The following is a 23,965-nucleotide window of genomic DNA, read 5'->3' on the forward strand; positions in this document are numbered from 1 at the left end:
CCGTTGAAAAGGCCTGCGCGCCTTCAGTGGGCGGCGAGCGGGATGACCAGCGGCGCGGCTTCGGGGGCCGCCGGCAGGGCGCGCACGCGGGTCAGGCGCAGGGCGTTGAGCACCACGGTCAGCGAGCTGACCGACATGCCGATGGCCGCCCAGGCGGGGGTGATCCAGCCGAGGGCGGCGAAGGGCAGCATCAGGCTATTGTACAACCCCGCCCAGACCAGGTTCTCGACGATCACCCTGCGGGTGCGGCGGGCCAGGACGAAGGCCTGCACCAGGCTGTCCAGGCGGTTGGACAGCAGCACCGCGTCGGCGCTGGTCTTGGCCAGGTCGGTGGCGCTGCCCATGGCCACGCTGATGTCGGCGGCGGCCAGCACCGGCACGTCGTTGACGCCGTCGCCGAGCATCAGCACGTGGCGGCCTTCGCCGTGCAGTTGCCTGAGGATCGCCAGCTTGTCGTCCGGGCGCAGGCCGCCGTGGACTTCGTCGATGCCCAGTTCGGCGGCCACGCTCTGCACCATCGGCGAGCTGTCGCCGGACAGCAGCAGGGTGCGCCAGCCGCGCTCGCGGCAGGCCTGCAGCAGGGCCGGGGCGTCGTCGCGCAGGCGGTCGTCGAGCACCAGCCAGGCCAGTGGGCCGCGCGCGTCGCCCAGCAGCAGCCACTGGCCGTGCTCATTGGGCATGGCCGGTGCGGGCTGGCCGCTCAGGGCGCAGACGAAGGCGGCCTGGCCGATGCGCAGGCGCTGGCCGTCGACCACGCCTTCCAGGCCCAGGCTAGGGTGGCTTTCCACGGCTTCGGCGGGTTGCGGGGCGCGGCCGAAGGCGCGGGCGATGGGGTGTTCGGAGCGGTTCTCCAGGGCCGCGGCCAGGGCCAGGCAGCGTTCGCCGTCGAGTTCGCCCAGCGGCTGTACGGCGCGCAGGGTCAGGCGGCCTTCGGTGAGGGTGCCGGTCTTGTCGAAGATCACCGTGTCGATGCGTTTCAGGCCTTCCAGCACGTGGCCGCGGGTGAGCAGCAGGCCGAGCTTGTGCAGGCTGCCGGTGGCCGCGGTGAGGGCGGTGGGCGTGGCCAGGGAGAGGGCGCAGGGGCAGGTGGCGACCAGCATCGACAGGACCACCCAGAAGGCCCGCGAGGCGTCGTGCTGCCACCAGAACAGGCCGACCACCGCGGCCAGCGCCAGCAGCACCAGCAGGAACCATTGCGCGGCGCTGTCGGCGAGCTGCGCCAGGCGCGGCTTGTCGGCCTGGGCGCGCTCCAGCAGGCGGACGATGGCCGACAGCCGGCTGTCGTCGCCCAGGGCCTGCACCTGCAGGGTCAGCGGGCCTTCGACGTTGAGGGTGCCGCCGGTGACGCTGTCGCCGGCCTGGCGCGGCTGCGGCAGGTATTCGCCGGTAAGCAGGGATTCGTCGACGCTGGACTGGCCGGCGAGGATCAGGCCGTCGGCCGGCAGCACCGCGCCCGGCGGCACCAGCACGCGGTCGCCGATGCGCAGTTCGCTGAGCAGGATGCGCTGGCTGTTGCCGGCGTCGTCCAGGCGCAGGCAGGAGGCCGGCAGCAGGTTGACCAGTTGCGCGGTGGCCGCCGCCGTGCGCTCACGGGCGCGGCGTTCGAGATAGCGGCCGGCGAGCAGGAACAGGGCGAACATGCCCACCGCGTCGAAGTACAGGTCGCCCTTGCCGGTGATGGCGGTCCAGATGCCGGCCAGGTAGGCGCCGCCGATGGCCAGGGACACCGAGACGTCCATGGTCAGGTGGCGCGTGCGCAAGTCGCGCAGGGCGCCGCGGAAGAACGGCTGGCAGGAGTAGAAGACGATCGGCGTGGTGAGGAACATCGCCACCCAGCGCAGGATTTCGTGCATCTCGGCGCTGAGGTCGATGTTGAATTCCGGCCAGGTGGCCATGGTCGCCATCATCGCCTGGAACCACAGCATGCCGGCCACGCCCAGCTGGCGCAGGGAGCGGCGGTTCTCTTCGGCGAGCTGCTCGGCGGCCTTGTCCGGCCGGTAGGGGTGGGCGGCGTAGCCGATCCTGCGCAGCTCGGCGAGCAGGCCGCTGAGCGGCAACTGGCCGTCGGCCCAGCGCACGTGCAGGCGGTGGTTGGACAGGTTGAGCCCGGCCTCGGCCACCGCCGGCAATCGCCGCAGGTGTTTTTCGATCAGCCAGCCGCAGGCGGCGCAACTGATGCCTTCGAGGATCAGGGTGGTCTCGGCCAGTTCGCCCTGGTGCTGGACGAAGGGCTGCTGCACGTCGGGGCGGTCGAGCAGGGCCAGTTCGTCGCCGAGTTGCGCGGGCAGCGCCTCGGGGTTGGCGGCCGATTCGGTGCGGTGCCGGTAATAGCCTTCCAGGCCACTGGCGACTATGGCCTCGGCCACGGCCTGGCAGCCGGGGCAGCAGAATTCGCGGGTCTCGCCGAGGACCCGGGCGGTGAAGCGGCTGCCGGACGGGACCGGCAGCGCGCAGTGGTAGCAGGGCCGGGGGGCGCTCATGGGCGCTGGACTTCATCCCCCTTGAGGGGTTCGTCGCCGAGAAGGATCTCGCCGTCGGCGATGAGCTTCTCTTCTTCGAACAGGCGCCAGGCGTGGCCATCCTGCTCGCCGAGCAGTTCGACGAAGCGGCGGCCTTCGACGGCGCTGTCCAGGCGGCCGGTGTAGCGGCCCGGTTCGTTGGCCGGCAGCAGGGCGACGTGGCGGTCCTGGGATTCCAGGGTGGGGGAGATCAGGTTGAGGGTCAGCTGCGCCGGCTGGCTGTCGCCCTTCAGGCGTACCTCGACCTCGCCGGTGAGCTTGTCCAGGCGCACCTGGGCCTGCATGTGCAGTTGCTGGGCCAGGTGCTCGCGGTCCAGCGAGCGGTTGATGCCCTTGCCGGCCTCGTAGTAGTTGTCGTTGACCAGGGTGTCCTGGTTCTCCACGGCGATGCGCACCATCGTCAGGCTGAGGAACACCGAGGTGGCGAGCATGCCGATGATGATCCAGGGCCAGAGGTGCTTGTACCAGGGTTGTTGGGCGGGCGCCGACTGCATGGGTTTTCTCTCTCGTGGTCCGCGGGGCGGAGGCGGCCTGCCCGAGGGGTGGGCGGCGCGCCTGGGTGGGGCGGATTCTACGTGCTCCGCGTGCCGCTGGCATCCCGCCGCGGGGGCGGGATGCGTTGCGGTTCAGCCGGGGTTCAGCGTACCACCGGGCCGATGAAGCGGCTGTCGGCTTCCTTGCTGATGGACGGCTCGTCCACCGACTGGATGGTGAAGGTGATCTTGTTGGTGCTGGACGGCAGCTTGTCCGGGTCCACCGCCAGTTCCACCGGCATGGCGAGGATGTCGCCGGCGGCCACCTGCACTTCCTTGCGGCCTTCCAGGGTCAGGCCTTCCAGGCCCTTGGCGCCGAGCACGTAGGTGTGGTCGCGCTGGTCCTTGTTCATGATCTTCAGGCTGTAGACGTTCTCGATCCGGCCTTCGGCGTTCTCGCGGTAGAGCACGCGGTCCTTGCTGACGTCGAAGCCCACCAGCGGGCGGATCACGATGGCGGTGGCCAGCAGGCTCATCATCACGCACAGGGCGATGGCGTAGCCGATCAGGCGCGGGCGCACCAGGTGCGTCTTCTGCCCGGACAGGTTGTGCTCGGTGGTGTAGCTGATCAGCCCGCGCGGGTAGCCCATCTTGTCCATGATGCTGTCGCAGGCGTCGATGCACGCGGCGCAGCCGATGCACTCGATCTGCAGGCCGTCGCGGATGTCGATGCCGGTGGGGCAGACCTGTACGCACATGGTGCAGTCGATGCAGTCGCCCAGGCCCTGGGCCTTGTAGTCCAGGGTCTTCTTGCGCGGGCCGCGCTTCTCGCCGCGGCGCGGGTCGTAGGAGACGATCAGGGTGTCCTTGTCGAACATCACGCTCTGGAAGCGCGCGTAGGGGCACATGTAGATGCACACCTGCTCGCGCAGCCAGCCGGCGTTGCCGTAGGTGGCCAGGGTGAAGAAACCGACCCAGAAGTAGGCCCAGCCGTCGGCTTCGCCGGTGACCAGGTCCATCAGCAGTTCGCGGATGGGGGCGAAGTAGCCGACGAAGGTCAGGCCGGTGACCAGGCCGATCAGCAGCCACAGCGTGTGCTTGGCGGCCTTGCGCAGCAGCTTGTTGCCGCTCATCGGCGCCTTGTCCAGCTTCATGCGCTGGTTGCGGTCGCCTTCGGTGACCTTCTCGCACCACATGTAGATCCAGGTCCACACGCTCTGCGGGCAGGTGTAGCCGCACCAGACGCGGCCGGCGAACACCGTGATGAAGAACAGCCCGAAGGCGCTGATGATCAGCAACCCGGAGAGGAGGATGAAGTCCTGCGGCCAGAAGGTGGCGCCGAAGATGTAGAACTTGCGCTCGGGCAGGTCCCACCACACCGCCTGCCGACCGTTCCAGGTCAGCCACACGGTGCCGAAGTAGAGAAGGAACAGGAAAGCGCCGCCGACACGGCGCAGGTTGCGGAAGAACCCGGTGAAGGCCCGGGTGTAGATCTTCTCGCGGGAGGCATATAAGTCGACGTTCTCCCCACCCTTCTTCGCGGGCGGTGTGACGTCTTGCACGGGAATCTGTTTGCTCATCAGTGCGTACCACGGCAGTGGGAGGGCGCCCTGTCGATACGTGCCGAAAGGGTCAGGATATGGCTGCACGCCTAAACATGATACGACTTGGCCCGGTGTGCAACGGTGCGACCGTTGGTCGCGTCAGAATATTCGGAAGATTTTTCGTTCCCCGAAATAGAGCGGCGCCGGTAGGAACCGGCGCCGCTGGGTGTTGCGAGGGGAGGGCGGAAGCGCTTATTCGCTCTTCTGCGCATCACCCTGGGACAGGCTGTACACGTAGGCGGCCAGCAGGTGCACCTGGTCGGCGCCGAGGCGTTCCAGCTGGGCCGGCATCTGGCCCTGGCGGCCGTAGCGGATGGTCTGCTGCAGCTGGGAGAAGCTCGAGCCGTAGATGAAGGCGGCCGGGTGCGTCAGGTTGGGCGCGCCCATGGCGGCGGTGCCCTTGCCCTCGGGGCCGTGGCAGGCGACGCAGGTGGTGGCGAAGATCTTGCCGCCATTGGCCACCTGCTCGTCGGTCACGCCTTCGGGCAGCTTGCGGCCGTCCAGCTTGCTGGTGACGAAGGCGGCCACGTCATGCACGCCCTGGTCGCCCAGGACTTCGCCCCAGGCCGGCATGGCGGCGTGGCGGCCACCCTTGATGGTGGTCTCGATGTCCGCGGTGGCACCGCCCCAGCGCCAGTCCTGGTCGGTCAGGTTGGGGAAGCCGTAGGCGCCCTTGGCGTCGGAGCCGTGGCACACCGAGCAGTTGGAGGCGAACAGGCGGCCGCCCATCTTCAGCGCCAGCGGGTCCTTGGCCACATCTTCGATGGGCATGGCGGCGAACTTGGCGAAGATCGGGCCGTACTTCTCGTCGGCCTTGGCCATTTCCTTTTCCCACTGGTGCACGCCGGTCCAGCCCGGCTGGCCATTGGCGAAGGGCTTGCCGTCGCTGACTTCCTGGTAGCCCGGCAGCAGGCCCTTCCAGTTGCCCAGGCCCGGGTACAGGACCAGGTAGCCCAGGGCGAAGACGAAGGTGGCGACGAACAGCATGAACCACCACTTCGGCAGCGGGTTGTCGTACTCCTCGATGCCGTCGAAGGCGTGCCCGACGGTCTCGTCGGTGGCTTCGCTGCGCTGGCCGCGGCGGGTGGCGAACAGCAGCCAGGCCAGGGCGAAGATGGTGCCCAGGGTAAGTACGGTGACGTACAGACTCCAGAAGGTTGTCATTCTTTGTTGCTCCTAGAAGCTTGTTCTTTCTCGACGTGCTTCATGGCTGCCGGGTCGTCCGCGAAGGGCAGCAGGGCGTCGTCGTCGAAGCGCTGCTTGCGCTTGCCGCTGTAGGCCCAGAGCAGTACGCCGATGAAGGCGACCATCACTACGACGGTGCCGAGGCCGCGAATCGTCCCGATATCCATCTGCTGTCACCGTTTGCTCTTGATGATGGTGCCCAGACTCTGCAGGTAGGCCACCAGGGCGTCCATCTCGGTCTTGCCTTTCACGGCATCGCGAGCACCGGCGATGTCCTCGTCGGTGTAGGGCACGCCGAGGGTGCGCATGGCCTTGAGCTTGCCTTCGATGTCCTTGCCGTCGAGCTTGTTCTCGACCAGCCAGGGGTAGGCCGGCATCTTCGACTCCGGCACCACGTTGCGCGGGTTGTACAGGTGCGCGCGGTGCCAGTCGTCGGAGTAGCGGCCGCCGACGCGGGCCAGGTCCGGGCCGGTACGCTTGGAGCCCCACAGGAAGGGGTGGTCCCAGACGCTTTCGCCGGCCACGGAGTAGTGGCCGTAGCGCTCGGTCTCGGCGCGGAACGGGCGGATCATCTGCGAGTGGCAGCCCACGCAGCCTTCGCGGATATAGATGTCACGACCTTCGAGCTCCAGCGCGGTGCGTGGCTTCATGCCTTCCACCGGCTTGTTGGTCACGTCCTGGAAGAACAGCGGGACGATCTGCGTCAGGCCGCCGATGCTCACGGCTATGACCATGAAGAAGGCCAGCAGGCCGATGTTCTTCTCGACTGCTTCGTGCTTCATCAATGAGCTCCTACAGCGGGAATGCGGGCAGCGGCATCGACTTCAGCAGCGTTGTAGCCACGCACGGTACGGAAGGTGTTGTAGGCCATCAGCAGCATGCCGAAGGCGAAGAAGAAGCCGCCCAGCGCGCGGACCATGAAGCCCGGGTGGCTGGCCTGCAGCGCTTCGACGAAGGAGTAGGTGAGGGTGCCGTCGGTGTTCACCGCGCGCCACATCAGGCCCTGGGTGATGCCGTTGACCCACATCGAGGCGATGTAGAGCACGGTGCCGATGGTGGCGAGCCAGAAGTGCGCGTTGATCAGGCCGGTGCTGTGCATCTGCTCGCGGCCGAACACTTTCGGGATCATGTGATACAGCGAGCCGATGGAGATCATCGCTACCCAGCCCAGCGCCCCGGCGTGCACGTGGCCGATGGTCCAGTCGGTGTAGTGGGACAGCGAGTTCACCGTCTTGATGGCCATCATCGGGCCTTCGAAGGTGGACATGCCGTAGAAGGCCAGGGACACCACCAGGAAGCGCAGGATGGGGTCGGTGCGCAGCTTATGCCAGGCGCCGGAGAGGGTCATCATGCCGTTGATCATGCCGCCCCAGCTCGGGGCCAGGAGGATCAGCGACATCACCATGCCCAGGGACTGCGCCCAGTCCGGCAGCGCGGTGTAGTGCAGGTGGTGCGGGCCGGCCCAGATGTACAGGGTGATCAGCGCCCAGAAGTGGACGATGGACAGGCGGTAGGAGTAGACCGGGCGCTCGGCCTGCTTGGGCACGAAGTAGTACATCATGCCGAGGAAGCCGGTGGTCAGGAAGAAGCCCACGGCGTTGTGGCCGTACCACCACTGGACCATGGCGTCGGTGGCGCCGGAGTAGATGGAGTAGGACTTGAACCAGCCGACCGGGATCTCCAGGTTGTTGACAATGTGCAGCATCGCGGTCACCAGGATGAAGCCGCCGTAGAACCAGTTGCCCACATAGATGTGCTTGGTCTGGCGCTTGACGATGGTGCCGAAGAACACCACGGCATAGGTGACCCAGACGATGGCGATCAGGATGTCGACCGGCCATTCCAGCTCGGCGTACTCCTTGGAGGAGGTGTAGCCCAGCGGCAGGGTGATGGCGGCCAGTACGATCACCGCCTGCCAGCCCCAGAAGGTGAAGGCGGCCAGGCTATCGGAGATCAGACGGGTCTGGCAGGTGCGTTGCACCACGTAGTAGGAGGTTGCGAACAGAGCACAGCCGCCGAAGGCGAAGATCACCAGGTTGGTGTGCAACGGGCGAAGTCGCCCGAAACTGGTCCACGGCAAGCCGAGGTTCAGCTCGGGCCATACCAACTGTGAGGCGATGAAAACACCCATCCCCATTCCTAGTATTCCCCAGACCACCGTCATGATGGCGAACTGGCGGATTACCTTATAGTTATAAGCAGTCGGACTGATTGCTGTGCTCATTCTAAGGTTCCACGGTTTTTTTGCTATTTAGGGACAAAAAACGGCGGCAAGTATGTAGAAAGCCACTAGGCAATGCAACGCGCCGGAATAAGCCCCGGAGCCGCTGCGCATGCTGCTTTGAAGGCATTTCTGCCAATGTTTTTCTGGCTTTCTATCGGCGTGGAAACCCTGATAAGCGTAGGGATTCCCCCAATTACTGCCGACTCACGGATGGAATGAGCTTAGTCTTGATCTAGAGCAGTGTGAAGGAATGGCGCGCGCGAGGTGCGACACTTGGTCGCGTAACTGCGCGGAAGTTGCTCGCGCCCGGGCGGGCGCGAGCGGAGGGTGGATCAGTTGGCGTTTTCCGGGCGGGAAATGTTGTAGATGTACGCGGCCAGGACGTGGACCTTGTCCTTGCCCAGGTAGGCTTCCTGGGCCGGCATCTGGCCCTGGCGGCCATGGCGGATGGTCTGCTGCAGCTGGGCGAAGCCCGAACCGTAGATGAACGCACCCGGGTGGGTCAGGTCCGGCGCGCCCAGGGCGGCGGTGCCCTTGCCTTCCGGGCCGTGGCAGGCGACGCAGGTGGTGGCGAAGAGCTTCTCGCCATTGGCCACCTGGGCGTCGGTCACGCCTTCGGGCAGCTTGCGGCCGTCCAGCTTGGTGGTGACGAACGCGGCCACGTCATGCACGCCCTGGTCGCCCAGCACCTCGCCCCAGGCCGGCATCACCGCGTGGCGGCCGCCGAGGATGGTGGTCTGGATGGTTTGCGCGTCGCCGCCCCAGCGCCAGTCCTGGTCGGTCAGGTTGGGGAAGCCCATGGCGCCCTTGGCGTCGGAGCCGTGGCAGATCGAGCAGTAGGTGGCGAACAGGCGTTCGCCGGTCTTCATGGCCTGTGGGTCCTTGGCCACGTCTTCGACGGACATGGCCGAGTACTTGGCGAAGATCGGCGCGTATTTCTCGTCGGCCAGGGCCTGCTCGCGTTCCAGCTGTTTGACCTGGGTCCAGCCGTCGGTGTAGCCCGGCAGTACGCCTTTCCAGTTGCCCAGGCCCGGGTACAGGGCCAGGTAGCCGACGGCGAAGACGATGGTGCCCACGAACAGCAGGAACCACCAGCGCGGCAGCGGGTTGTCGTATTCCTCGATACCGTCGAAGGAGTGCCCCATGGTCTGGTCGGTGGCGCCCTTGGTCTCGCCGCTGCGGGTGGCGAAGACCAGCCATAGCAGGGCGATCAGCGATCCGACGGTCAGTACGGTGATGTACAGACTCCAGAAGGTAGTCATGCTTTGTTGCTCCCAGAAGCTTGTTCATGCTCGGCGTGGCGCAGAGCCTGCGGATCGTCGGCGAAGGGCAGCAGGGCGTCGGCGTCGAAGCGCTGCTTGCGCTTGCCGCTGTAGGCCCAGAGGGTGACGCCGATGAAGGCGAGCATCACCACGACGGTGCCGAGGCCGCGGATGGTTCCGATGTCCATGGCCATCACCGCTTGTTCTTGATCGCTGTGCCCAGGCCTTGCAGGTAGGCCACCACGGCGTCCATCTCGGTCTTGCCCTGAACGCTCTCGCGGGCGCCGGCGATGTCCTCGTCGGTGTAGGGCACGCCGAGGGTGCGCATGGCCTTGAGCTTGCCTTCGATGTCCTTGCCGTCGAGCTTGTTCTCGACCAGCCAGGGGTAGGCCGGCATCTTCGACTCCGGCACCACGTTGCGCGGGTTGTACAGGTGCGCGCGGTGCCAGTCGTCGGAGTAGCGGCCGCCGACGCGGGCCAGGTCCGGACCGGTACGCTTGGAGCCCCACAGGAAGGGGTGGTCCCAGACGCTCTCGCCGGCCACGGAGTAGTGGCCGTAGCGCTCGGTCTCGGCGCGGAACGGGCGGATCATCTGCGAGTGGCAGCCGACGCAGCCCTCGCGGATGTAGATGTCGCGGCCTTCCAGCTGCAGGGCGGTGTAGGGCTTCATGCCTTCCACCGGGGTGTTGGTGACGTCCTGGAAGAACAGCGGGACGATCTGCGTCAGGCCGCCGATGCTCACGGCCACGGCCATGCACAGGGCCAGCAGGCCGACGTTCTTCTCGAGTACTTCGTGTTTCATCAGTGGGCTCCTACGACGGCGGGAATCCGGGCGGCCGCTTCAGCTTCCTCGGCTTTGGAGGAGGCGATGGTGCGCCAGGTGTTGTAGGCCATGATCAGCATGCCGCTGAGGAACACGGCGCCGCCGATCATGCGCACGACGAAGCCGGGGTGGCCGGCGGCGAGCGCTTCGACGAAGGAGTAGGTGAGGGTGCCGTCGGCGTTGACCGCACGCCACATCAGGCCCTGGGTGATGCCGTTGACCCACATAGAGGCGATGTAGAGCACGGTGCCGATGGTGGCGAGCCAGAAGTGCGCGTTGATCAGGCCCACGCTGTGCATCTGCTCGCGGCCGAACACTTTCGGGATCATGTGGTACAGCGAACCGATGGAGACCATGGCGACCCAGCCCAGCGCGCCGGCATGCACGTGGCCGATGGTCCAGTCGGTGTAGTGGGAGAGGGCGTTGACGGTCTTGATGGCCATCATCGGGCCTTCGAAGGTGGACATGCCGTAGAAGGCCAGGGAGACCACCAGGAAGCGCAGGATCGGGTCGCTGCGCAGCTTATGCCAGGCCCCGGAGAGGGTCATCATGCCGTTGATCATGCCGCCCCAGGAGGGCGCCAGGAGGATCAGCGACATCACCATGCCCAGGGACTGCGCCCAGTCGGGCAGGGCGGTGTAGTGCAGGTGGTGCGGGCCGGCCCAGATGTACACCGCGATCAGCGCCCAGAAGTGCACGATCGACAGGCGATAGGAGTACACCGGACGCTCGGCCTGCTTGGGCACGAAGTAGTACATCATCCCCAGGAAGCCGGCGGTGAGGAAGAAGCCCACGGCGTTGTGGCCGTACCACCACTGCACCATGGCGTCGGTGGCGCCGGAGTAGATGGAGTACGACTTCATGAAGCCGACCGGCAGCTCTAGGTTGTTGACCACGTGCAGCAGCGCCACGGTCAGGATGAAGCCGCCGAAGAACCAGTTGCCCACGTAGATGTGCTTGGTCTTGCGCTTCACCAGGGTGCCGAAGAACACCACGGCGTAGGCGACCCACACGATGGTGATGAGGATGTCGATCGGCCATTCCAGCTCGGCGTACTCCTTGGAGGAGGTGTAGCCCAGCGGCAGGCTGATGGCGGCCAGCAGGATCACCAGCTGCCAGCCCCAGAAGGTGAAGGAGGCCAGGGTGTCGGAGAACAGGCGTACCTGGCAGGTACGCTGCACCGCGTAGTAGCTGGTGGCGAACAGGGCGCAGCCACCGAAGGCGAAGATCACGGCGTTGGTGTGCAGTGGGCGCAGGCGCCCGAAGCTCGTCCACGGCAAGCCGAGGTTGAGTTCCGGCCACACCAGCTGGGCGGCGATGACGACGCCGACCAGCATGCCGACGATTCCCCAGATCACCGTCATCACGGCGAACTGGCGGACCACCTTGTAGTTATAAGCGGTCTGATTGGTTGTGCTCATGGTATATGGGCTTCCATCCACGGTTATGGGCTAGCCCATCCCGGCGGGTTCCTTACGGCGAACGCCGCCCCTCCCCCAGGGACAGGTACTAATTACGCAACTAGCGGAGCGAAGAATGGATAAACCCCGGAAACCGAATATTGATTTTGATCAATCGCCCTCGGCGCCCGGCCCGGCGGGGGAGTGTGGCGCTTTGTCGCTGCTGTGGAACCGGCCGGCCGGTGCGTTGTCGGCAACCCTCGTCCTGGCCCATGGCGCCGGTGCGCCCATGGACAGCCCGTTCATGGACGAAATGGCATGGCGCCTGGCCGCCCGGGGCGTGGCGGTAGCGCGCTTCGAGTTCCCCTACATGGCCGCCCGCCGCGAGGACGGCCGCCGGCGCCCGCCGAACCCGCAGAAGCAGCTGCTGGAGTGCTGGCGCCAGGTGTTCGAGCAGGTGCGCGGGCAAGTGCGGGGCCCGCTGGCCATCGGCGGCAAGTCCATGGGCGGGCGTATGGCCAGCCTGCTGGCCGACGAACTGGGCGCCGATGCCCTGGTGTGCCTGGGCTACCCCTTCTACGCCGCGGGCAAGCCGGAGAAACCGCGGGTGGCGCACCTGGCCGAACTGCGCACGTCGACGCTGATCGTCCAGGGCGAACGCGATGCCCTGGGCGACCGGGCGCATGTGGCGGAATACGTGCTGTCGCCGGCGATCCGCGTCGAGTGGCTGGCGGCGGCGGACCATGACCTGAAGCCGTTGAAGGCGTCAGGGCTGACTCATGAGCAGCACCTGGAGAGCGCGGCGGGGATGGTGGCGGGGTTTCTGGAGGGGCTTTCGTAGGAGCGAGCTTGCTTGCGAATGGCGTTCTGCCGGTGGTTTCGGTACCCGGCTTGACCGCGCGCCCTCTCCCTAACCCTCTCCCTGAAGGGAGAGGGGACTGGGTCGGCGCGCTCGACAAGGTCGAAGTCAGCCGGAGGTTCCGGCTGAATCCATACCCCACCATTGGCACGGACGGCTCCCTCTCCCTTCAGGGAGAGGGCTGGGGAGAGGGTTACGGACTTCAGCGTAGCTCCGAAGCTGAACCAGGCGACGCTCTGTTCGCGAGCAAGCTCGCTCCCATGGAGCGTAGGGCGAATAACCGTTCGCGGTTATCCGCCGCCTGACCTCGGTATCCGCGCGCTGCGGACCCGAACCCGAAGCCCCCGTTACGAACGAACGCCAACACTCAACGATTGAACCGCTCCACCAGCGAATACTGGCTCTGCGCCGTCCCCGTCAGCTCCTCGCTCAGCTGCGCGGTGCGCTGGGCCTCGTCGGAGGTCTGGTCGGCCAGTTGGGCGATGGTGGCGATGTTGCGGTTGATCTCCTCGGCCACCGCGCTCTGTTCCTCGGCTGCCGCGGCGATCTGGTTGGCCATGTCGGCGATGTTGGCCACCGAGTCGCTGATGCCCGACAGCGCCTGGTCGGCCAGCAGCACCCGTTCCACGCCTTCGTCGGCCTGGCGGCGGCCGACTTCCATGGCGCTCACCGCGCCCTCGGCGGTTTGCTGCAGCTTGGCGATCAGGCCGTGGATCTGCTCGGTGGATTCGGCGGTGCGCTGGGCCAGCGAGCGCACCTCGTCGGCCACCACGGCGAAGCCGCGGCCCATCTCGCCGGCGCGGGCCGCCTCGATGGCGGCATTGAGCGCCAGCAGGTTGGTCTGGTCGGCGATGCCCTTGATCACGTCGACCACGCCGCCGATCTCGTTGCTGTCCTGGGCCAGTTGGCTCACCGCCAGGCCCGTCTCGCCCACCGAGGCGGACAGGCGCTGGATGGCCTCGCGGGTCTCGCTGGCCACGCTGCGGCCGCGGCGCGTCAGCTCGTTGGCCTGGCGCGTGGCGTCGGCGGTGCGCTGCACGTTGTTCGCCACTTCCTGGGTGGTGGCGGCCATCTGGTTGACCGCGGTGGCCACCTGCTCGGTCTCCACGCGCTGGCGTTCCAGGCCGGAGGAGCTGTGGTGGGCCAGGGTATCGGCCTGGCGGGCCTGCTCGGTGAGCTGCTCGGCGGTGTCCTGCAGGCGCGTCAGGCAGGTCTTCAGGCGCGCTTCCTGGCTGAGGATGGCCATTTCCAGGCGCGCCTGGGCGCCGCGGCTGTCGGTGTACATCTGCGCGATCAGCGGGTCCGAGGTGGTCTGCTCGGCCAGGCGCAGCAGGCGCTTGAGGCCGCGCTGCTGCCAGCCCAGGCCGGCCAGGCCGAGGGGGACGGCGAGCAGGGCGGCGAGGGCGAAGCCCCAGTGCGAGTCGAGCCAGGCGCCGATGAGGAAGGCCACCTGGCTGATCAGGATGAACGGCAGCCAGTCCAGCAGCACCGGTAGCCACAGGTCGCGGCGCGGGATCGCCGGCTTGCCGGTGTTGATCCGCTGGTACAGGGCCTGGGCGCGCTCCACCTGCTCGGCGGTGGGGCGCACGCGCACCGACTCGTAGCCGACGATCTCGTCGCGCTCGAAGATGGGCGTGACGTAGGCGCTGACCCAGTAGTGGTCGCCGTTCTTGCAGCGGTTCTTGACGATGCCCATCCATGGCTTGCCGTTCTTCAGCGTGGCCCACATGTGGGCGAACACCGCGGGCGGCACGTCGGGATGGCGCACCAGGTTGTGCGGCGAGCCCACCAGCTCGTCCCGCGCGAAGCCGCTGATGTCGACGAAGGCATCGTTGGCATAGGTGATCACGCCACGGCTGTTGGTGGTGGAGATCAGGCGTTGTTCCGCCGGGTAGGTGCGTTCACGCTGGGTGATGGGCTGGTTGTTGCGCATTCAGGGCAAGGTCCACGAAGAAGGCATGTGACGGTTTTGTTATCGGCCGGAATCAACGGAAGTTGAAGCCTTGTTCGATATTTGGCGTGGGAATATTGGCAGTGGACGATATCAAAATGCTACTTGTCACATGGTCGTAAGAGATTTTCCTATGAGCTAATAGGTTTTGTCCGTCGGACCTGGCCCGAATGAAAGGCGCGGGCACGGCTTCTCGTAGGAGCGAGCTTGCTCGCGAACAAACTCCTCTGCGGGGCTCATTCGCGAGCAAGCTCGCTCCTACAAGGGGGGTATGGTGCGAAAGGGGAAACCGTAGGAGCGGGCCCTGCCCGCGAATCGCGCGCAGGGCGCGCTCCTACAAACACCGCGCTCCGTAGGATGGGTTGAGCGAAGCGATACCCATCACTGCAACCGCATGGGTTTCGCAAGCTCAACCCATCCTACGAAAGCGTCCTCGCGCAGCCCTCAGATCAAACTACGCAGCACGTAGTGCAGGATCCCCCCGGCCTTGAAGTACTCCACCTCGTTGAGGGTGTCGATGCGGCACAGCACCTCGAAGCTGTCCTGCTTGCCGTCCTCGCGGGTGACTTCCACCTTCAGCGTCATGTGCGGCTTCAGCTCGCCGTCCAGGCCGCGGATGTTCAGCACTTCCTTGCCGGTGAGGTTCAGCGCCTTGCGGTCCTGGCCGCCGGTGAACTGCAGCGGCAGCACGCCCATGCCCACCAGGTTGGAGCGGTGGATGCGCTCGAAGCTCTCGGCGATCACCGCCTTCACCCCCAGCAGGTTGGTGCCCTTGGCCGCCCAGTCGCGGGACGAGCCGGTGCCGTACTCCTTGCCGGCGATGATCAGCAGCGGCGTGCCCTCGGCCTGGTAGCGCATGGCCGCATCGTAGATCGCCAGCTTCTCGCCGCTGGGCACATGCAGGGTGTTGCCGCCTTCCTCGCCGCCGAGCATCTCGTTCTTGATGCGGATGTTGGCGAAGGTGCCGCGCATCATCACCTCGTGGTTGCCGCGCCGCGAGCCGTAGGAGTTGAAGTCGGCGTAGGCCACGCCATGCTCGCTTAGGTAGCGCCCGGCGGGGCTGTCCTTCTTGATGTTGCCGGCGGGGGAGATGTGGTCGGTGGTCACCGAGTCGCCCAGCACCGCCAGCACCCGGGCCTTCTCGATGTCGGCCACCTTCGGCGGGGCGTCGGCGATGTGCTCGAAGAACGGCGGGTGCTGGATGTAGGTGGAGTCGGCCTGCCAGGTGTAGGTCTGTGCCTGGGGTACCTGGATGGCGCGCCACTTCTCGTCGCCCTGGAACACCTCGGCGTATTCCTTGTGGAACATGGCGGTGTCGACCTTCTGGATCGCCTCGGCGATTTCCCGCTGGCTCGGCCAGATGTCCTTCAGGTACACCGGCTGGCCGTCCTTGCCGGTGCCCAGGGCGTCCTTCGTCAGGTCCAGGCGCACGCTGCCGGCCAGGGCGTAGGCCACCACCAGGGGCGGCGAGGCCAGCCAGTTGGTCTTCACCAGCGGGTGCACGCGGCCTTCGAAGTTGCGGTTGCCGGAGAGCACCGAGGCCACCGTCAGGTCGGCCTGCTGGATGGCCTTCTCGATGGGCTCCAGCAGTGGCCCGGAGTTGCCGATGCAGGTGGTGCAGCCGTAGCCCACCAGGTCGAAGCCCAGCTCGTCCAGGTACTTCGTCAGGCCGGCGGCCTTGAAGTAGTCGGTGACCACCTTGGAGCCGGGCGCCAGCGAACTCTTCACCCAGGGCTTGCGCTGCAGGCCCTTCTCCAGCGCCTTCTTCGCCAGCAGCCCGGCGGCCATCATCACACTGGGGTTGGAGGTGTTGGTGCAGGAGGTGATGGCGGCGATGACCACCGCGCCGTCCTGCAGGTGGTAGCTCTTGCCTTCGTGCTGGTACTCGACGCCCTGGCTCTCGGCGCTGCCCACCGCGGCGCCGCCACCGCCTTCATTGAGCAGGCGCGAGACCTCCGGGCTGCGCGCGGCCTTGGGCTGCAGCGCGAGGAAGTCGGCGAAGGCCTTGCCCACCTGGCCCAGCGGCACGCGGTCCTGCGGGCGCTTGGGCCCGGCCAGGCTGGCCTCGACCTCGCCCATGTCCAGTTGCAGGGCGTCGGTGAACACCGGCTCGTGGCCCTTTTCGCGCCACAGGCCCTGGGCCTTGCAGTAGGCCTCCACCAGCTTGACCGTCTCTTCCGGGCGGCCGGACAGGCGCAGGTACCCCAGGGTGATCTCGTCCACCGGGAAGAAGCCGCAGGTGGCGCCGTATTCCGGGGCCATGTTGGCGATGGTGGCGCGGTCGGCCAGGGGCAGGTCGGCCAGGCCGTCGCCGTAGAACTCGACGAATTTCCCCACCACGCCCTTCTGCCGCAGCATCTGGGTGACGGTGAGCACCAGGTCGGTGGCGGTGATGCCTTCCCTGAGCTTGCCGGTGAGCTTGAAGCCGACCACCTCGGGGATCAGCATCGACACCGGCTGGCCGAGCATGGCCGCCTCGGCCTCGATGCCGCCGACGCCCCAGCCGAGCACGCCCAGGCCGTTGATCATGGTGGTGTGCGAGTCGGTGCCGACCAGGGTATCGGGGAAGGCGTAGGTGCGCCCGTCCTCGTCCCTGGTCCACACGGTGCGGCCCAGGTATTCCAGGTTGACCTGGTGGCAGATGCCGGTGCCCGGCGGCACCACGCGGAAGTTGTCGAAGGCGTTCTGGCCCCAGCGCAGGAAGGCGTAGCGTTCGCCGTTGCGCTGCATCTCGATCTCGACGTTCTCGGCGAAGGCGGCGTGGCTGGCGTAGCGGTCGACCATCACCGAGTGGTCGATGACCAGGTCCACCGGCGACAGCGGGTTGATCTTCTGCGGATCGCCCCCGGCCTTGGCCATGGCGTCGCGCATGGCGGCCAGGTCGACCACCGCCGGCACCCCGGTGAAGTCCTGCATCAGCACCCGCGCCGGGCGGTACTGGATCTCGCGGTCGGAACGGCGCTCCTTCAGCCAGCCGGCCAGGGCCCGCAGGTCGTCGGTGTTGACCGTATGGTTGTCCTCCCAGCGCAGGAGGTTTTCCAAGAGCACCTTGAGCGACTTCGGCAGCTTGTCCAGGTCGCCGAGCTGCTTGGCGGCTTCCGGAAGGCTGTAATAGTGGTAGGTCTTGCCGCCCACCTCAAGGGTGCGAAGGCTGTTCAGGCTGTCCACTGCGGGCATGACGTTCTCCTCAGGCTGGATTCTGCCGGTGATCGACGGCACCGCTGCGATACTGGCGGAAAGTCCAGGCGGACTTCCTGGCTTGGCGCAAAAGGAATGCAGATTGGCAGTCATCTTCTGCATATCGGGCGGCATCCTGGCGACTTCCGGCATGCGCTCTCCGGGGCACGGCAAGCCCTGGATCGCGACTTCGGAACTCTCAAACTAGACCGCTGCGCGCGGTCCTGCCATGGGTTCTGGACCTTTTGCCGCAGCCGGGGGTTCCCCTGGCGTGCGGCGAATCCGGGTGAAAGCCGGCCGCGCAGCGACTATAGTGCGCGGCCAAGGAGACACCCCGATGAACACCCTGCTACTGCATTGCCGCCCGGGCTTCGAGAACGAGGTCTGCGCGGAGATTTCCGACCTGGCCGCCGGCCTCGACGTGGCCGGTTACGCCCGCGCCAAGCCGGCCACCGCCTATGCCGAGTTCGTCTGCCAGGAGGCCGACGGCGCCGACCGGCTGATGCGCCAGCTGCGCTTCGCCGAGCTGATCTTCCCGCGCCAATGGGCCCGCGGCACCGGCTTCGTCCAGTTGCCCGAGCAGGACCGCATCGGCGCGCTGCTGGAGGAACTGGGCCCGTATCCGCTGTGCGGCAGCCTGTGGCTGGAAGTCTTCGACAGCAACGAAGGCAAGGAACTGTCGACCTTCTGCCGCAAGTTCGAGAAGCCCCTGCGCGCCGCCCTGGTCAAGGCCGGCAAGCTGCGCGAGGACCCGAGCCTGCCGCGCCTGCTGCTGACCTTCCGCTCCGGCCGCGAGGTCTTCGTCGGCCTCGCCGAGCCGCGCAACAGTGCCATGTGGCCGATGGGCATCCCGCGCCTGCGGTTCCCCCGCGAGGCGCCCAGCCGCTCCACCCTCAAGCTGGAAGAGGCCTGGCACCACTTCATCCCGCGCGGCGAATGGGACAAGCGCCTGGCGCCGGGCATGCTCGCCGTCGACCTGGGCGCGGCGCCCGGCGGCTGGACCTGGCAGCTGGTCAACCGCGAGATGCGGGTGATCGCCGTGGACAACGGGCCCATGGCCGAGAACCTGATCTACTCCGGCCTGGTGGACCACCAGCGCGCCGACGGCTATGTGTTCCGCCCGCGGCAGATGGTCGACTGGATGGTCTGCGACATCGTCGAGAAGCCGGCGCGCACCGGCTGGCTGATCGACACCTGGATCGGCGAGGGCCTGTGCCGCGAGGCGGTGGTCAACCTGAAGTTGCCGATGAAGCAGCGCTACGCCGAGGTGCGCAAGATCCTCGAACGCCTGCGCGAGAGTTTCCGCGAGCGCGGCCTGCGCGTGGCCATCGGCTGCAAGCAGCTGTACCACGACCGCGAGGAAGTCACGGTGCACCTGCGACGCCTGTAGGCGCCTGCGACCCGCGACCTTCGGCGACTTGCCGTTGCGCCGCGCAGCGACCATGCTGTGCGGCGCACCCCCTCCCGGAGCCGCTCGTGAAGCGAAAGTTGCCCTCGCTGCTGGGCAGTTACAGCCGCATGTTGTTGCCGCGCCGTGGCCTGGGCCGCGGCGAGCGCCTGCCGAACCTGGCCATGGACAGCCGCAGCCTGCGCTTCGACGCCCGCCACCTGCGCGCCTACCGCCAGCACTTCGGCCTGGACCCGGCGCTGGGCGTGCCGCTGCTCTACCCGCAGGTGATCAGCCTGCCGCTGCACCTGCGCCTGCTCAGCCGTTCGCGCATGCCGTTGTCGATCCTCGGGCTGATCCACCTGCGCAGCCACATCCAGCGCTACCGCATGCTCGACGAGCACGCCCAACTGCAGCTGGACTGCCGCATCCTCACCAGCCGGCGCAGCCCGCTGGGGCTGGAGGTGGACGTGGCGACCGAGGTCTGGCACCACGACATGCTCTACTGGCAGTCGATCACCACCTACCTGCGCCGCGGCGACTTCCTCGACGACCACGCCGAGCCCGACGCGCTGCCCGAGCGCGCCCAGTGGCACACCCTCGACGTGCCCGCGCACCCCGGCGTGCAGTGGCGCGTGCCGAAGATCGCCGGCTGGCGCTATGCCGGCCTGAGCGGCGACTTCAACCCGCTGCACCTGTCGCGCCTGATGGCCTCGCGCTACGGCTTCGGCAAACCCTTCGCCCACGGCATGTGGAGCCTGGCGCGCAGCCTCACCGGCCGGCGCCTGGCCGAGCAGGTGCGCCTGGACGTGCACTTCAAGGCGCCGCTGCCGCTGGGCAGCCAGGTGCGCCAGAGCCACCGCCGCCTGGGCCACAAGGAACAGTGGGCGCTGCTGCCGGTGGACGGCGGCGACGAGCCGATGCTGCTGGCCCAGCTGGACGAGGCGCCCGCCGGGCCGCTGCGCTGATTCAGCGGCCGGCCGCCAGGCGCGGCTGCAGCGGCAGCAGGGCGGGCAACTGCACTTCGCCCTGCAGGTCCACCGCGGCGAACTTCCAGGAACCGTTGAACAGGTATTGGCCGCTGAAACCGCTGACCAGCAGGCCGATCTCGTCCCCCGCCGCCAGGCTGGCGCTGACCGCGTTGAGCCGCGTGGCGCCCTGGTTGAGCAGCGGTTTGACCTGTTCGTTCAGCACCCGCGTGCGGCCGTCGGCGCCACGGATCGCCAGCGAGGCGAACAGCAGCGCCTGGTCGCCCGGGCCGAGCGGCCGGGCCAGGCGAATCTCCGCGCTGCCGAGCAGCGCGCTGGGCTCGGCGACCTGCTGCAGCGGGATGAAGGTGCGCGGCTGCAAGAGGCCGCTGCTGACCGGCCGCACCGGCGTTGGCGGCAAGGCCACGACGGGGCCGGGTGCGGGCAGCTCGTCCAGCGCCAGGCCCTGGTCCAGGTCGAGGCTGACGCACAGCGACGGCACGCTGTCGGCGGCGCCGGGGCGTTGGCGCAGCTTCTCCTCGTACCAGGCGAGGATGCCCTGGTAGAGGTCGATGGCGCGCCCGCCGCAGTGGATCACCGGCTCGTTGTTGAATGGCGGCAGGCCGCTCCAGGCCTGCAGTGGCGGCGGCAGGATGTGCCCGCCCTGCATGCCCAGCAGGCGCACGTCGGCGCTGCCCTGGCGCAGGCACTGGCGGATCTGCAGGCCCTGGTCGAGGGGGAACAGGGTATCGCGCAGGCCCTGGATCAGCAGGGCGTCGGCGTGGGGCCGGCGGCCCTCGGCGCAGTAGCGCGCCAGGCTGTGGGCGGCCAGTTCGGCGCGCACCGGTTCGGCCATGCGCCCGCTGGCGCTGTGCAGGTAGTCGGCCTGGGCGAACTTGCCCAGGTCGTAGCCGGTGGCGATGCCCAGGCCCAGCAGCACGCCGCCCCAGCCCATCTTCAACTGGCCGCCCGGGGCCAGGGCGTCGCTCAGGTCGTACCAGGTGGCGATGGGCACGATGGCGTCGATGCGCCGGTCCTCGCTGGCCGCCAGCAGTTGCACGGCGCCGCCGTAGCTCTCGCCGAGCATGCCCACGCGCGGGTCGCCCGGGCCGTCCATGCGCAGGCGCGGCAGGTGCGCGGCGGCCCAGTCGATCACCGCGCTGGCGTCGCTCACCTCGAAGCGCGGGTCCATCATCTCGATGCGCCCGTCGCTGCCGCCCCAGCCGCGCTGGTCGTAGCTGAGCACCCAGTAGCCGGCCTTCCAGGCCTTGAGCGCGGCGCGGCCGGACATCATGTTCTTGCCGTAGAAACCCTCCGGCCCGGTCACCCGCCAGCCGCCCCAGCCGTGGGTGTGGACGATCAGCGGCGCCGTCTCGCCGGCCTTCAGCGCCGGCTGGAACACGGTGGCGGACAGCCGCGTGCCGTCGCGGGCGCTGATCACCGCGTCGTACCAGGTGGCGGGCAGGTCCTGGCCGGCGCTGGCGGAATAGTCGGGGAGGTTGTCGCGGGCGGCGCAGCCGGCGAGCAGCAAGGCGAGGCAGAGCAGGGCGGGCAGGCGCATGGGCGGGGACATCCGCTGTCGGGGAAGGCGCCGAGCTTAGCCCAGCGGGCCAGGCCACGGGCCCGACGAAAGATTGGCCCGCCGCCGTTCGCCCGCCAGGCGTGACCCTGCCCGCGCTTTGGGCGACAATGCGCCATTCGTTTTGCGGAGCCTTTCCATGTCCCAACCTGTCGACGCCATTCTCGACGCCACCGGCCTGAACTGCCCCGAACCGGTCATGATGCTGCACAACAAGGTGCGCGACCTGCCGGCCGGCGGCCTGCTCAAGGTCATCGCCACCGACCCCTCCACCCGCCGCGACATCCCCAAGTTCTGCATCTTCCTCGGCCACGAACTGGTGGAACAGCAGGAAGAGGCGGGCACCTACCTGTACTGGATCCGCAAGAAGCTCGATTGAGCCTGTCATCGCCGACGATGTTTCCTGGACGTAGGGCGAATAACCGTTCGCGGTTATCCGCCGTTTGGCCTTGGCCGAACCCCGCTCGGGGCCGAGCCTGGACATGCTTGCGGGGAGCGCCAGGCCCGGCCATGGCGTTGACGATGAGATAGGCCAGTCGGCGGATAACGCCGTAGGCGTTATGCGCCCTACGCCGGCCACCACGAAACACCTCGCGCTTGACCTTTCCATGGCGAAAACGAATGCTGCCCGTTCTCCATCATTGGAAATGGACATGCCCGCCATGAAAGCCCTGGACATCGAGGCCGTGCAGGCCTTCGTGCTGGTCGCCGAGCTGAAGAGCTTCACCCGCGCCGCCGAGGCCCTGGCCAGCACCCAGTCGACGGTGAGCCTGAAGATCAAGCGCCTGGAAGACCATCTCGGCCGCCGCCTTCTGGAGCGCACGCCGCGCCTGGTGCGCCTGTCCGCCGACGGCGGGGTGTTCCTGGAGGCGGCCCGCGGCCTGGTGGCGGCGCACCGCCAGGCGCTGGGCGCGTTCGCCGGCGGCCAACCCAGGCGGCTGGTGGTGGGGATCAGCCACCATATCGTCGGCGCCGAACTGCCGGGCCTGCTGCGCCAGCTCACCCGCGCCGAGCCGGGCCTGCTGCTGGAGCTGCGGGTGGACAGCTCGCGGGAAACCCTGGAACGCTTCGACCGTGGCGAACTGGACGTGGCCCTGGTGCTGCAACAGGGCCCGCCGCGGCAGGATGCGGAGGTGGTGCTGCAGGAACCCTTCGCCTGGATGGGCGCCGCCGACTTCCAGCCATTGCCCGGCCAGCCGCTGCCCCTGGCCGCCCAGGCCGAGCCCTGCAGCGTGCGGCGCATGGCGGTGGACGCCCTGGACCAGGCCGGGGTGGCCTGGCGCGAGGTGTTCGTCGGTGGTGGGCTGATGACCATTGGCGCGGCGGTCAGCGCCGGGATAGCCGTGGCGGCCCTGGGCCGCCGGGTGGCGCCGGCGGGTTGCGAGGACGTGGGGACGCGGCTGGGGCTGCCGGCGTTGCCGGGGCGGGATGTGCTGCTGTTCTCCCATCCGCGGGATGCGCAGGCGCGGGGGATGTTGCGGACGTTGGTGGCGGCGGTGCGGAGTACGGTGGGGTAGGGGATGGCTATCCGACCTGGGGGCTTTTCGTAGGAGCGAGCTTGCTCGCGAACGAGGCTTCCTGGGACTTCAGCGCCAGACCAAGAGCACCCTCTCCCCAGCCCTCTCCCTGAAGGGAGAGGGGGCTTGTCCGTGCCGGCTGCAAGCCTGATGTTCGCCGGATACGCCAGAGTTTCCGGCTGACTCCGTAATACCCGTTTCTGCCCAACGGTCCCCTCTCCCTTCAGGGAGAGGGTTAGGGAGAGGGAGCGGAGTCAATCCGAAACATCGCAGTTACCGGGAAACTCCATTCGCGAGCAAGCTCGCTCCTACGAAAAGCCCACCCTCACCCCACCAGCACCCGCGCCACCCGCGCCACCCGCGCCACGCCCCAGGCCATGCCCAGCACCATGAAGGCGCCGAAGGCCAGCCCTGCCAGCTGTGCCGCCAGTTCCCGTTTCTGCCTGTCGTTCATGGCAGTCGCTCCAGCCCTGGCCGTGCCAGGTACAGGACTTCGTAGCCGACGCTGTCCGCACGCAGCTCCAGCGCCCCGGCGCTCATGCTGAAGCGCAGCAGCCTCCAGCGTTGCAGGTCGGCCACCAGCCAGACCGCCAGCACATCCTCCCGGCCCAGCAGCGCCTCGCCGGCGGCCAGGGCGCCGTCGCGCAGGGCGGCGGCGCCTCTATCTGGCAAGGGTAGTTCCTCGCGGTACAGCGCGCGGGCCGGGCGATCGAAGGCCGGGCCGCGGCGGGCGGCGAGGGGCAGCCAGGTTTCCACCGGCGGGCGGCCGAAGGCGTCGATCACCCCCTGGAAGGCTTCGCCGGCCAGGAAGGCCGCGGCGGCGGCCGGTTCGTGCCAGAGGTAGACCGAGGCGTAGAGGTTGCCTTCGGCGCCGTGGCGGCCCTTTTCCTGGAGGACGAAGGCCTTGCACGCCAGGCCCGGCCAGGCGTCCCACTGCGGGCCCTTGGCGGCGGCGCGTTGGCGGATGGCGTCGAGATCGTGCTCCGCCGGCAGGCGGTGGCTGTATTGCATGGCGAACATGGCGGGCTCCTTTTCAG

The 23,965-nt window shown here is 67.9% G+C and carries 21 protein-coding genes; 5 read left to right on the forward strand and 16 right to left on the reverse strand.

Going from position 1 to position 23,965, the window contains the following annotated elements:
* Window positions 1-23: 23 nt before the first annotated feature.
* The 11 genes from QSJ95_RS10255 to ccoN (QSJ95_RS10305) form a co-directional block, all read right to left on the reverse strand.
* Complete coding sequence (locus tag QSJ95_RS10255; protein WP_285642140.1) at window positions 24-2,480, reverse strand: heavy metal translocating P-type ATPase; 2,457 nt, start codon at window positions 2,478-2,480, stop codon at window positions 24-26.
* Complete coding sequence (locus QSJ95_RS10260) at window positions 2,477-3,013, reverse strand: FixH family protein (RefSeq protein WP_043271870.1); 537 nt, start codon at window positions 3,011-3,013, stop codon at window positions 2,477-2,479. The genes QSJ95_RS10255 and QSJ95_RS10260 overlap by 4 nt, the downstream gene beginning before the upstream one ends.
* A gap of 143 nt (window positions 3,014-3,156) precedes the next feature.
* Window positions 3,157-4,572, reverse strand: coding sequence for a cytochrome c oxidase accessory protein CcoG (gene ccoG / locus QSJ95_RS10265; RefSeq protein ID WP_009622824.1), 1,416 nt, complete (start codon window positions 4,570-4,572; stop codon window positions 3,157-3,159).
* Between the two features lie 216 nt (window positions 4,573-4,788).
* The gene (gene ccoP / locus QSJ95_RS10270; protein ID WP_009622823.1) at window positions 4,789-5,760 is read right to left on the reverse strand and encodes a cytochrome-c oxidase, cbb3-type subunit III; all 972 of its coding nucleotides are present in this window, start codon (window positions 5,758-5,760) and stop codon (window positions 4,789-4,791) included.
* Window positions 5,757-5,948, reverse strand: a complete 192-nt coding sequence (locus tag QSJ95_RS10275) for a CcoQ/FixQ family Cbb3-type cytochrome c oxidase assembly chaperone (RefSeq protein WP_009622822.1) — start codon at window positions 5,946-5,948, stop codon at window positions 5,757-5,759. Before QSJ95_RS10275 ends, ccoP (QSJ95_RS10270) begins: the two co-directional genes overlap by 4 nt.
* A 6-nt stretch (window positions 5,949-5,954) precedes the next feature.
* Complete coding sequence (gene ccoO, locus QSJ95_RS10280; protein WP_009622821.1) at window positions 5,955-6,563, reverse strand: cytochrome-c oxidase, cbb3-type subunit II; 609 nt, start codon at window positions 6,561-6,563, stop codon at window positions 5,955-5,957.
* The gene (ccoN, locus tag QSJ95_RS10285) at window positions 6,563-8,005 is read right to left on the reverse strand and encodes a cytochrome-c oxidase, cbb3-type subunit I (RefSeq protein ID WP_009622820.1); all 1,443 of its coding nucleotides are present in this window, start codon (window positions 8,003-8,005) and stop codon (window positions 6,563-6,565) included. The genes ccoO (QSJ95_RS10280) and ccoN (QSJ95_RS10285) overlap by 1 nt, the downstream gene beginning before the upstream one ends.
* A gap of 332 nt (window positions 8,006-8,337) precedes the next feature.
* The gene (ccoP, locus tag QSJ95_RS10290) at window positions 8,338-9,267 is read right to left on the reverse strand and encodes a cytochrome-c oxidase, cbb3-type subunit III (RefSeq protein WP_009622818.1); all 930 of its coding nucleotides are present in this window, start codon (window positions 9,265-9,267) and stop codon (window positions 8,338-8,340) included.
* Window positions 9,264-9,455 carry a CcoQ/FixQ family Cbb3-type cytochrome c oxidase assembly chaperone gene (locus tag QSJ95_RS10295; RefSeq protein WP_024128706.1) on the reverse strand — a complete coding sequence of 64 codons (192 nt, stop codon included), beginning with the start codon at window positions 9,453-9,455 and terminating at the stop codon, window positions 9,264-9,266. Before QSJ95_RS10295 ends, ccoP (QSJ95_RS10290) begins: the two co-directional genes overlap by 4 nt.
* Window positions 9,456-9,460: 5 nt before the next feature.
* Window positions 9,461-10,069: a cytochrome-c oxidase, cbb3-type subunit II gene (ccoO, locus tag QSJ95_RS10300; protein ID WP_009622815.1), complete on the reverse strand. Its 609-nt coding sequence runs from the start codon at window positions 10,067-10,069 to the stop codon at window positions 9,461-9,463.
* Complete coding sequence (ccoN, locus tag QSJ95_RS10305) at window positions 10,069-11,511, reverse strand: cytochrome-c oxidase, cbb3-type subunit I (RefSeq protein ID WP_009622814.1); 1,443 nt, start codon at window positions 11,509-11,511, stop codon at window positions 10,069-10,071. Before ccoN (QSJ95_RS10305) ends, ccoO (QSJ95_RS10300) begins: the two co-directional genes overlap by 1 nt.
* Window positions 11,512-11,626: 115 nt before the next feature.
* Between ccoN (QSJ95_RS10305) and QSJ95_RS10310 the strand changes: the two genes are divergently transcribed.
* Window positions 11,627-12,331 carry an alpha/beta family hydrolase gene (locus tag QSJ95_RS10310; RefSeq protein ID WP_352230812.1) on the forward strand — a complete coding sequence of 235 codons (705 nt, stop codon included), beginning with the start codon at window positions 11,627-11,629 and terminating at the stop codon, window positions 12,329-12,331.
* Between the two features lie 385 nt (window positions 12,332-12,716).
* Here QSJ95_RS10310 and QSJ95_RS10315 read toward each other — a convergent pair whose 3' ends face one another.
* Together QSJ95_RS10315 and acnA are read right to left on the reverse strand one after the other, a co-directional pair.
* The gene (locus QSJ95_RS10315) at window positions 12,717-14,282 is read right to left on the reverse strand and encodes a methyl-accepting chemotaxis protein (RefSeq protein WP_276215291.1); all 1,566 of its coding nucleotides are present in this window, start codon (window positions 14,280-14,282) and stop codon (window positions 12,717-12,719) included.
* Between the two features lie 462 nt (window positions 14,283-14,744).
* Window positions 14,745-17,477: an aconitate hydratase AcnA gene (gene acnA, locus QSJ95_RS10320; protein ID WP_285642147.1), complete on the reverse strand. Its 2,733-nt coding sequence runs from the start codon at window positions 17,475-17,477 to the stop codon at window positions 14,745-14,747.
* A gap of 337 nt (window positions 17,478-17,814) precedes the next feature.
* Here acnA and rlmM point away from each other — a divergent pair, with 337 nt between their 5' ends.
* Both rlmM and QSJ95_RS10330 read left to right on the forward strand, forming a co-directional pair.
* Complete coding sequence (gene rlmM, locus QSJ95_RS10325; protein WP_285642148.1) at window positions 17,815-18,867, forward strand: 23S rRNA (cytidine(2498)-2'-O)-methyltransferase RlmM; 1,053 nt, start codon at window positions 17,815-17,817, stop codon at window positions 18,865-18,867.
* 86 nt (window positions 18,868-18,953) lie between these two features.
* Entirely contained in the window at window positions 18,954-19,832 is an 879-nt protein-coding gene (locus tag QSJ95_RS10330; protein ID WP_009622809.1) for a MaoC family dehydratase, read from the forward strand.
* Window position 19,833: 1 nt separating this feature from the next.
* Here the strand turns inward: QSJ95_RS10330 and QSJ95_RS10335 are convergent, their stop codons facing one another.
* Window positions 19,834-21,393, reverse strand: coding sequence for an alpha/beta fold hydrolase (locus tag QSJ95_RS10335; RefSeq protein ID WP_285642151.1), 1,560 nt, complete (start codon window positions 21,391-21,393; stop codon window positions 19,834-19,836).
* A 157-nt stretch (window positions 21,394-21,550) separates the two neighbouring features.
* Between QSJ95_RS10335 and tusA the strand changes: the two genes are divergently transcribed.
* Both tusA and QSJ95_RS10345 read left to right on the forward strand, forming a co-directional pair.
* Window positions 21,551-21,790 carry a sulfurtransferase TusA gene (gene tusA / locus QSJ95_RS10340; RefSeq protein WP_009622807.1) on the forward strand — a complete coding sequence of 80 codons (240 nt, stop codon included), beginning with the start codon at window positions 21,551-21,553 and terminating at the stop codon, window positions 21,788-21,790.
* 274 nt (window positions 21,791-22,064) lie between these two features.
* Window positions 22,065-22,928 (forward strand): LysR family transcriptional regulator, encoded by an 864-nt coding sequence (locus QSJ95_RS10345; RefSeq protein ID WP_285642154.1) that lies wholly within the window; start codon window positions 22,065-22,067, stop codon window positions 22,926-22,928.
* 325 nt (window positions 22,929-23,253) lie between these two features.
* Here QSJ95_RS10345 and QSJ95_RS10350 read toward each other — a convergent pair whose 3' ends face one another.
* Both QSJ95_RS10350 and QSJ95_RS10355 read right to left on the reverse strand, forming a co-directional pair.
* Complete coding sequence (locus tag QSJ95_RS10350) at window positions 23,254-23,382, reverse strand: hypothetical protein (protein ID WP_285642156.1); 129 nt, start codon at window positions 23,380-23,382, stop codon at window positions 23,254-23,256.
* Window positions 23,379-23,948, reverse strand: coding sequence for a DUF4865 family protein (locus QSJ95_RS10355; protein WP_285642158.1), 570 nt, complete (start codon window positions 23,946-23,948; stop codon window positions 23,379-23,381). The genes QSJ95_RS10350 and QSJ95_RS10355 overlap by 4 nt, the downstream gene beginning before the upstream one ends.
* Window positions 23,949-23,965 lie beyond the last annotated feature (17 nt).

The sequence above is a fragment of the Pseudomonas sp. NBRC 100443 genome (genome assembly GCF_030268185.1).
GTDB lineage: Bacteria > Pseudomonadota > Gammaproteobacteria > Pseudomonadales > Pseudomonadaceae > Pseudomonas > Pseudomonas citronellolis.

Coding starts and splice junctions, on each gene's coding strand:
- QSJ95_RS10255 (WP_285642140.1), bottom strand. CDS start 2,480: ATGAGCGCCCCCCGGCCCTGCTACCACTGCGCGCTGCCGGTCCCGTCC.
- QSJ95_RS10260 (WP_043271870.1), bottom strand. CDS start 3,013: ATGCAGTCGGCGCCCGCCCAACAACCCTGGTACAAGCACCTCTGGCCC.
- ccoG (WP_009622824.1), bottom strand. CDS start 4,572: ATGAGCAAACAGATTCCCGTGCAAGACGTCACACCGCCCGCGAAGAAG.
- ccoP (WP_009622823.1), bottom strand. CDS start 5,760: ATGACAACCTTCTGGAGTCTGTACGTCACCGTACTTACCCTGGGCACC.
- QSJ95_RS10275 (WP_009622822.1), bottom strand. CDS start 5,948: ATGGATATCGGGACGATTCGCGGCCTCGGCACCGTCGTAGTGATGGTC.
- ccoO (WP_009622821.1), bottom strand. CDS start 6,563: ATGAAGCACGAAGCAGTCGAGAAGAACATCGGCCTGCTGGCCTTCTTC.
- ccoN (WP_009622820.1), bottom strand. CDS start 8,005: ATGAGCACAGCAATCAGTCCGACTGCTTATAACTATAAGGTAATCCGC.
- ccoP (WP_009622818.1), bottom strand. CDS start 9,267: ATGACTACCTTCTGGAGTCTGTACATCACCGTACTGACCGTCGGATCG.
- QSJ95_RS10295 (WP_024128706.1), bottom strand. CDS start 9,455: ATGGACATCGGAACCATCCGCGGCCTCGGCACCGTCGTGGTGATGCTC.
- ccoO (WP_009622815.1), bottom strand. CDS start 10,069: ATGAAACACGAAGTACTCGAGAAGAACGTCGGCCTGCTGGCCCTGTGC.
- ccoN (WP_009622814.1), bottom strand. CDS start 11,511: ATGAGCACAACCAATCAGACCGCTTATAACTACAAGGTGGTCCGCCAG.
- QSJ95_RS10310 (WP_352230812.1), top strand. CDS start 11,627: ATGGATAAACCCCGGAAACCGAATATTGATTTTGATCAATCGCCCTCG.
- QSJ95_RS10315 (WP_276215291.1), bottom strand. CDS start 14,282: ATGCGCAACAACCAGCCCATCACCCAGCGTGAACGCACCTACCCGGCG.
- acnA (WP_285642147.1), bottom strand. CDS start 17,477: ATGCCCGCAGTGGACAGCCTGAACAGCCTTCGCACCCTTGAGGTGGGC.
- rlmM (WP_285642148.1), top strand. CDS start 17,815: ATGAACACCCTGCTACTGCATTGCCGCCCGGGCTTCGAGAACGAGGTC.
- QSJ95_RS10335 (WP_285642151.1), bottom strand. CDS start 21,393: ATGCGCCTGCCCGCCCTGCTCTGCCTCGCCTTGCTGCTCGCCGGCTGC.
- tusA (WP_009622807.1), top strand. CDS start 21,551: ATGTCCCAACCTGTCGACGCCATTCTCGACGCCACCGGCCTGAACTGC.
- QSJ95_RS10345 (WP_285642154.1), top strand. CDS start 22,065: ATGCCCGCCATGAAAGCCCTGGACATCGAGGCCGTGCAGGCCTTCGTG.
- QSJ95_RS10350 (WP_285642156.1), bottom strand. CDS start 23,382: ATGAACGACAGGCAGAAACGGGAACTGGCGGCACAGCTGGCAGGGCTG.
- QSJ95_RS10355 (WP_285642158.1), bottom strand. CDS start 23,948: ATGTTCGCCATGCAATACAGCCACCGCCTGCCGGCGGAGCACGATCTC.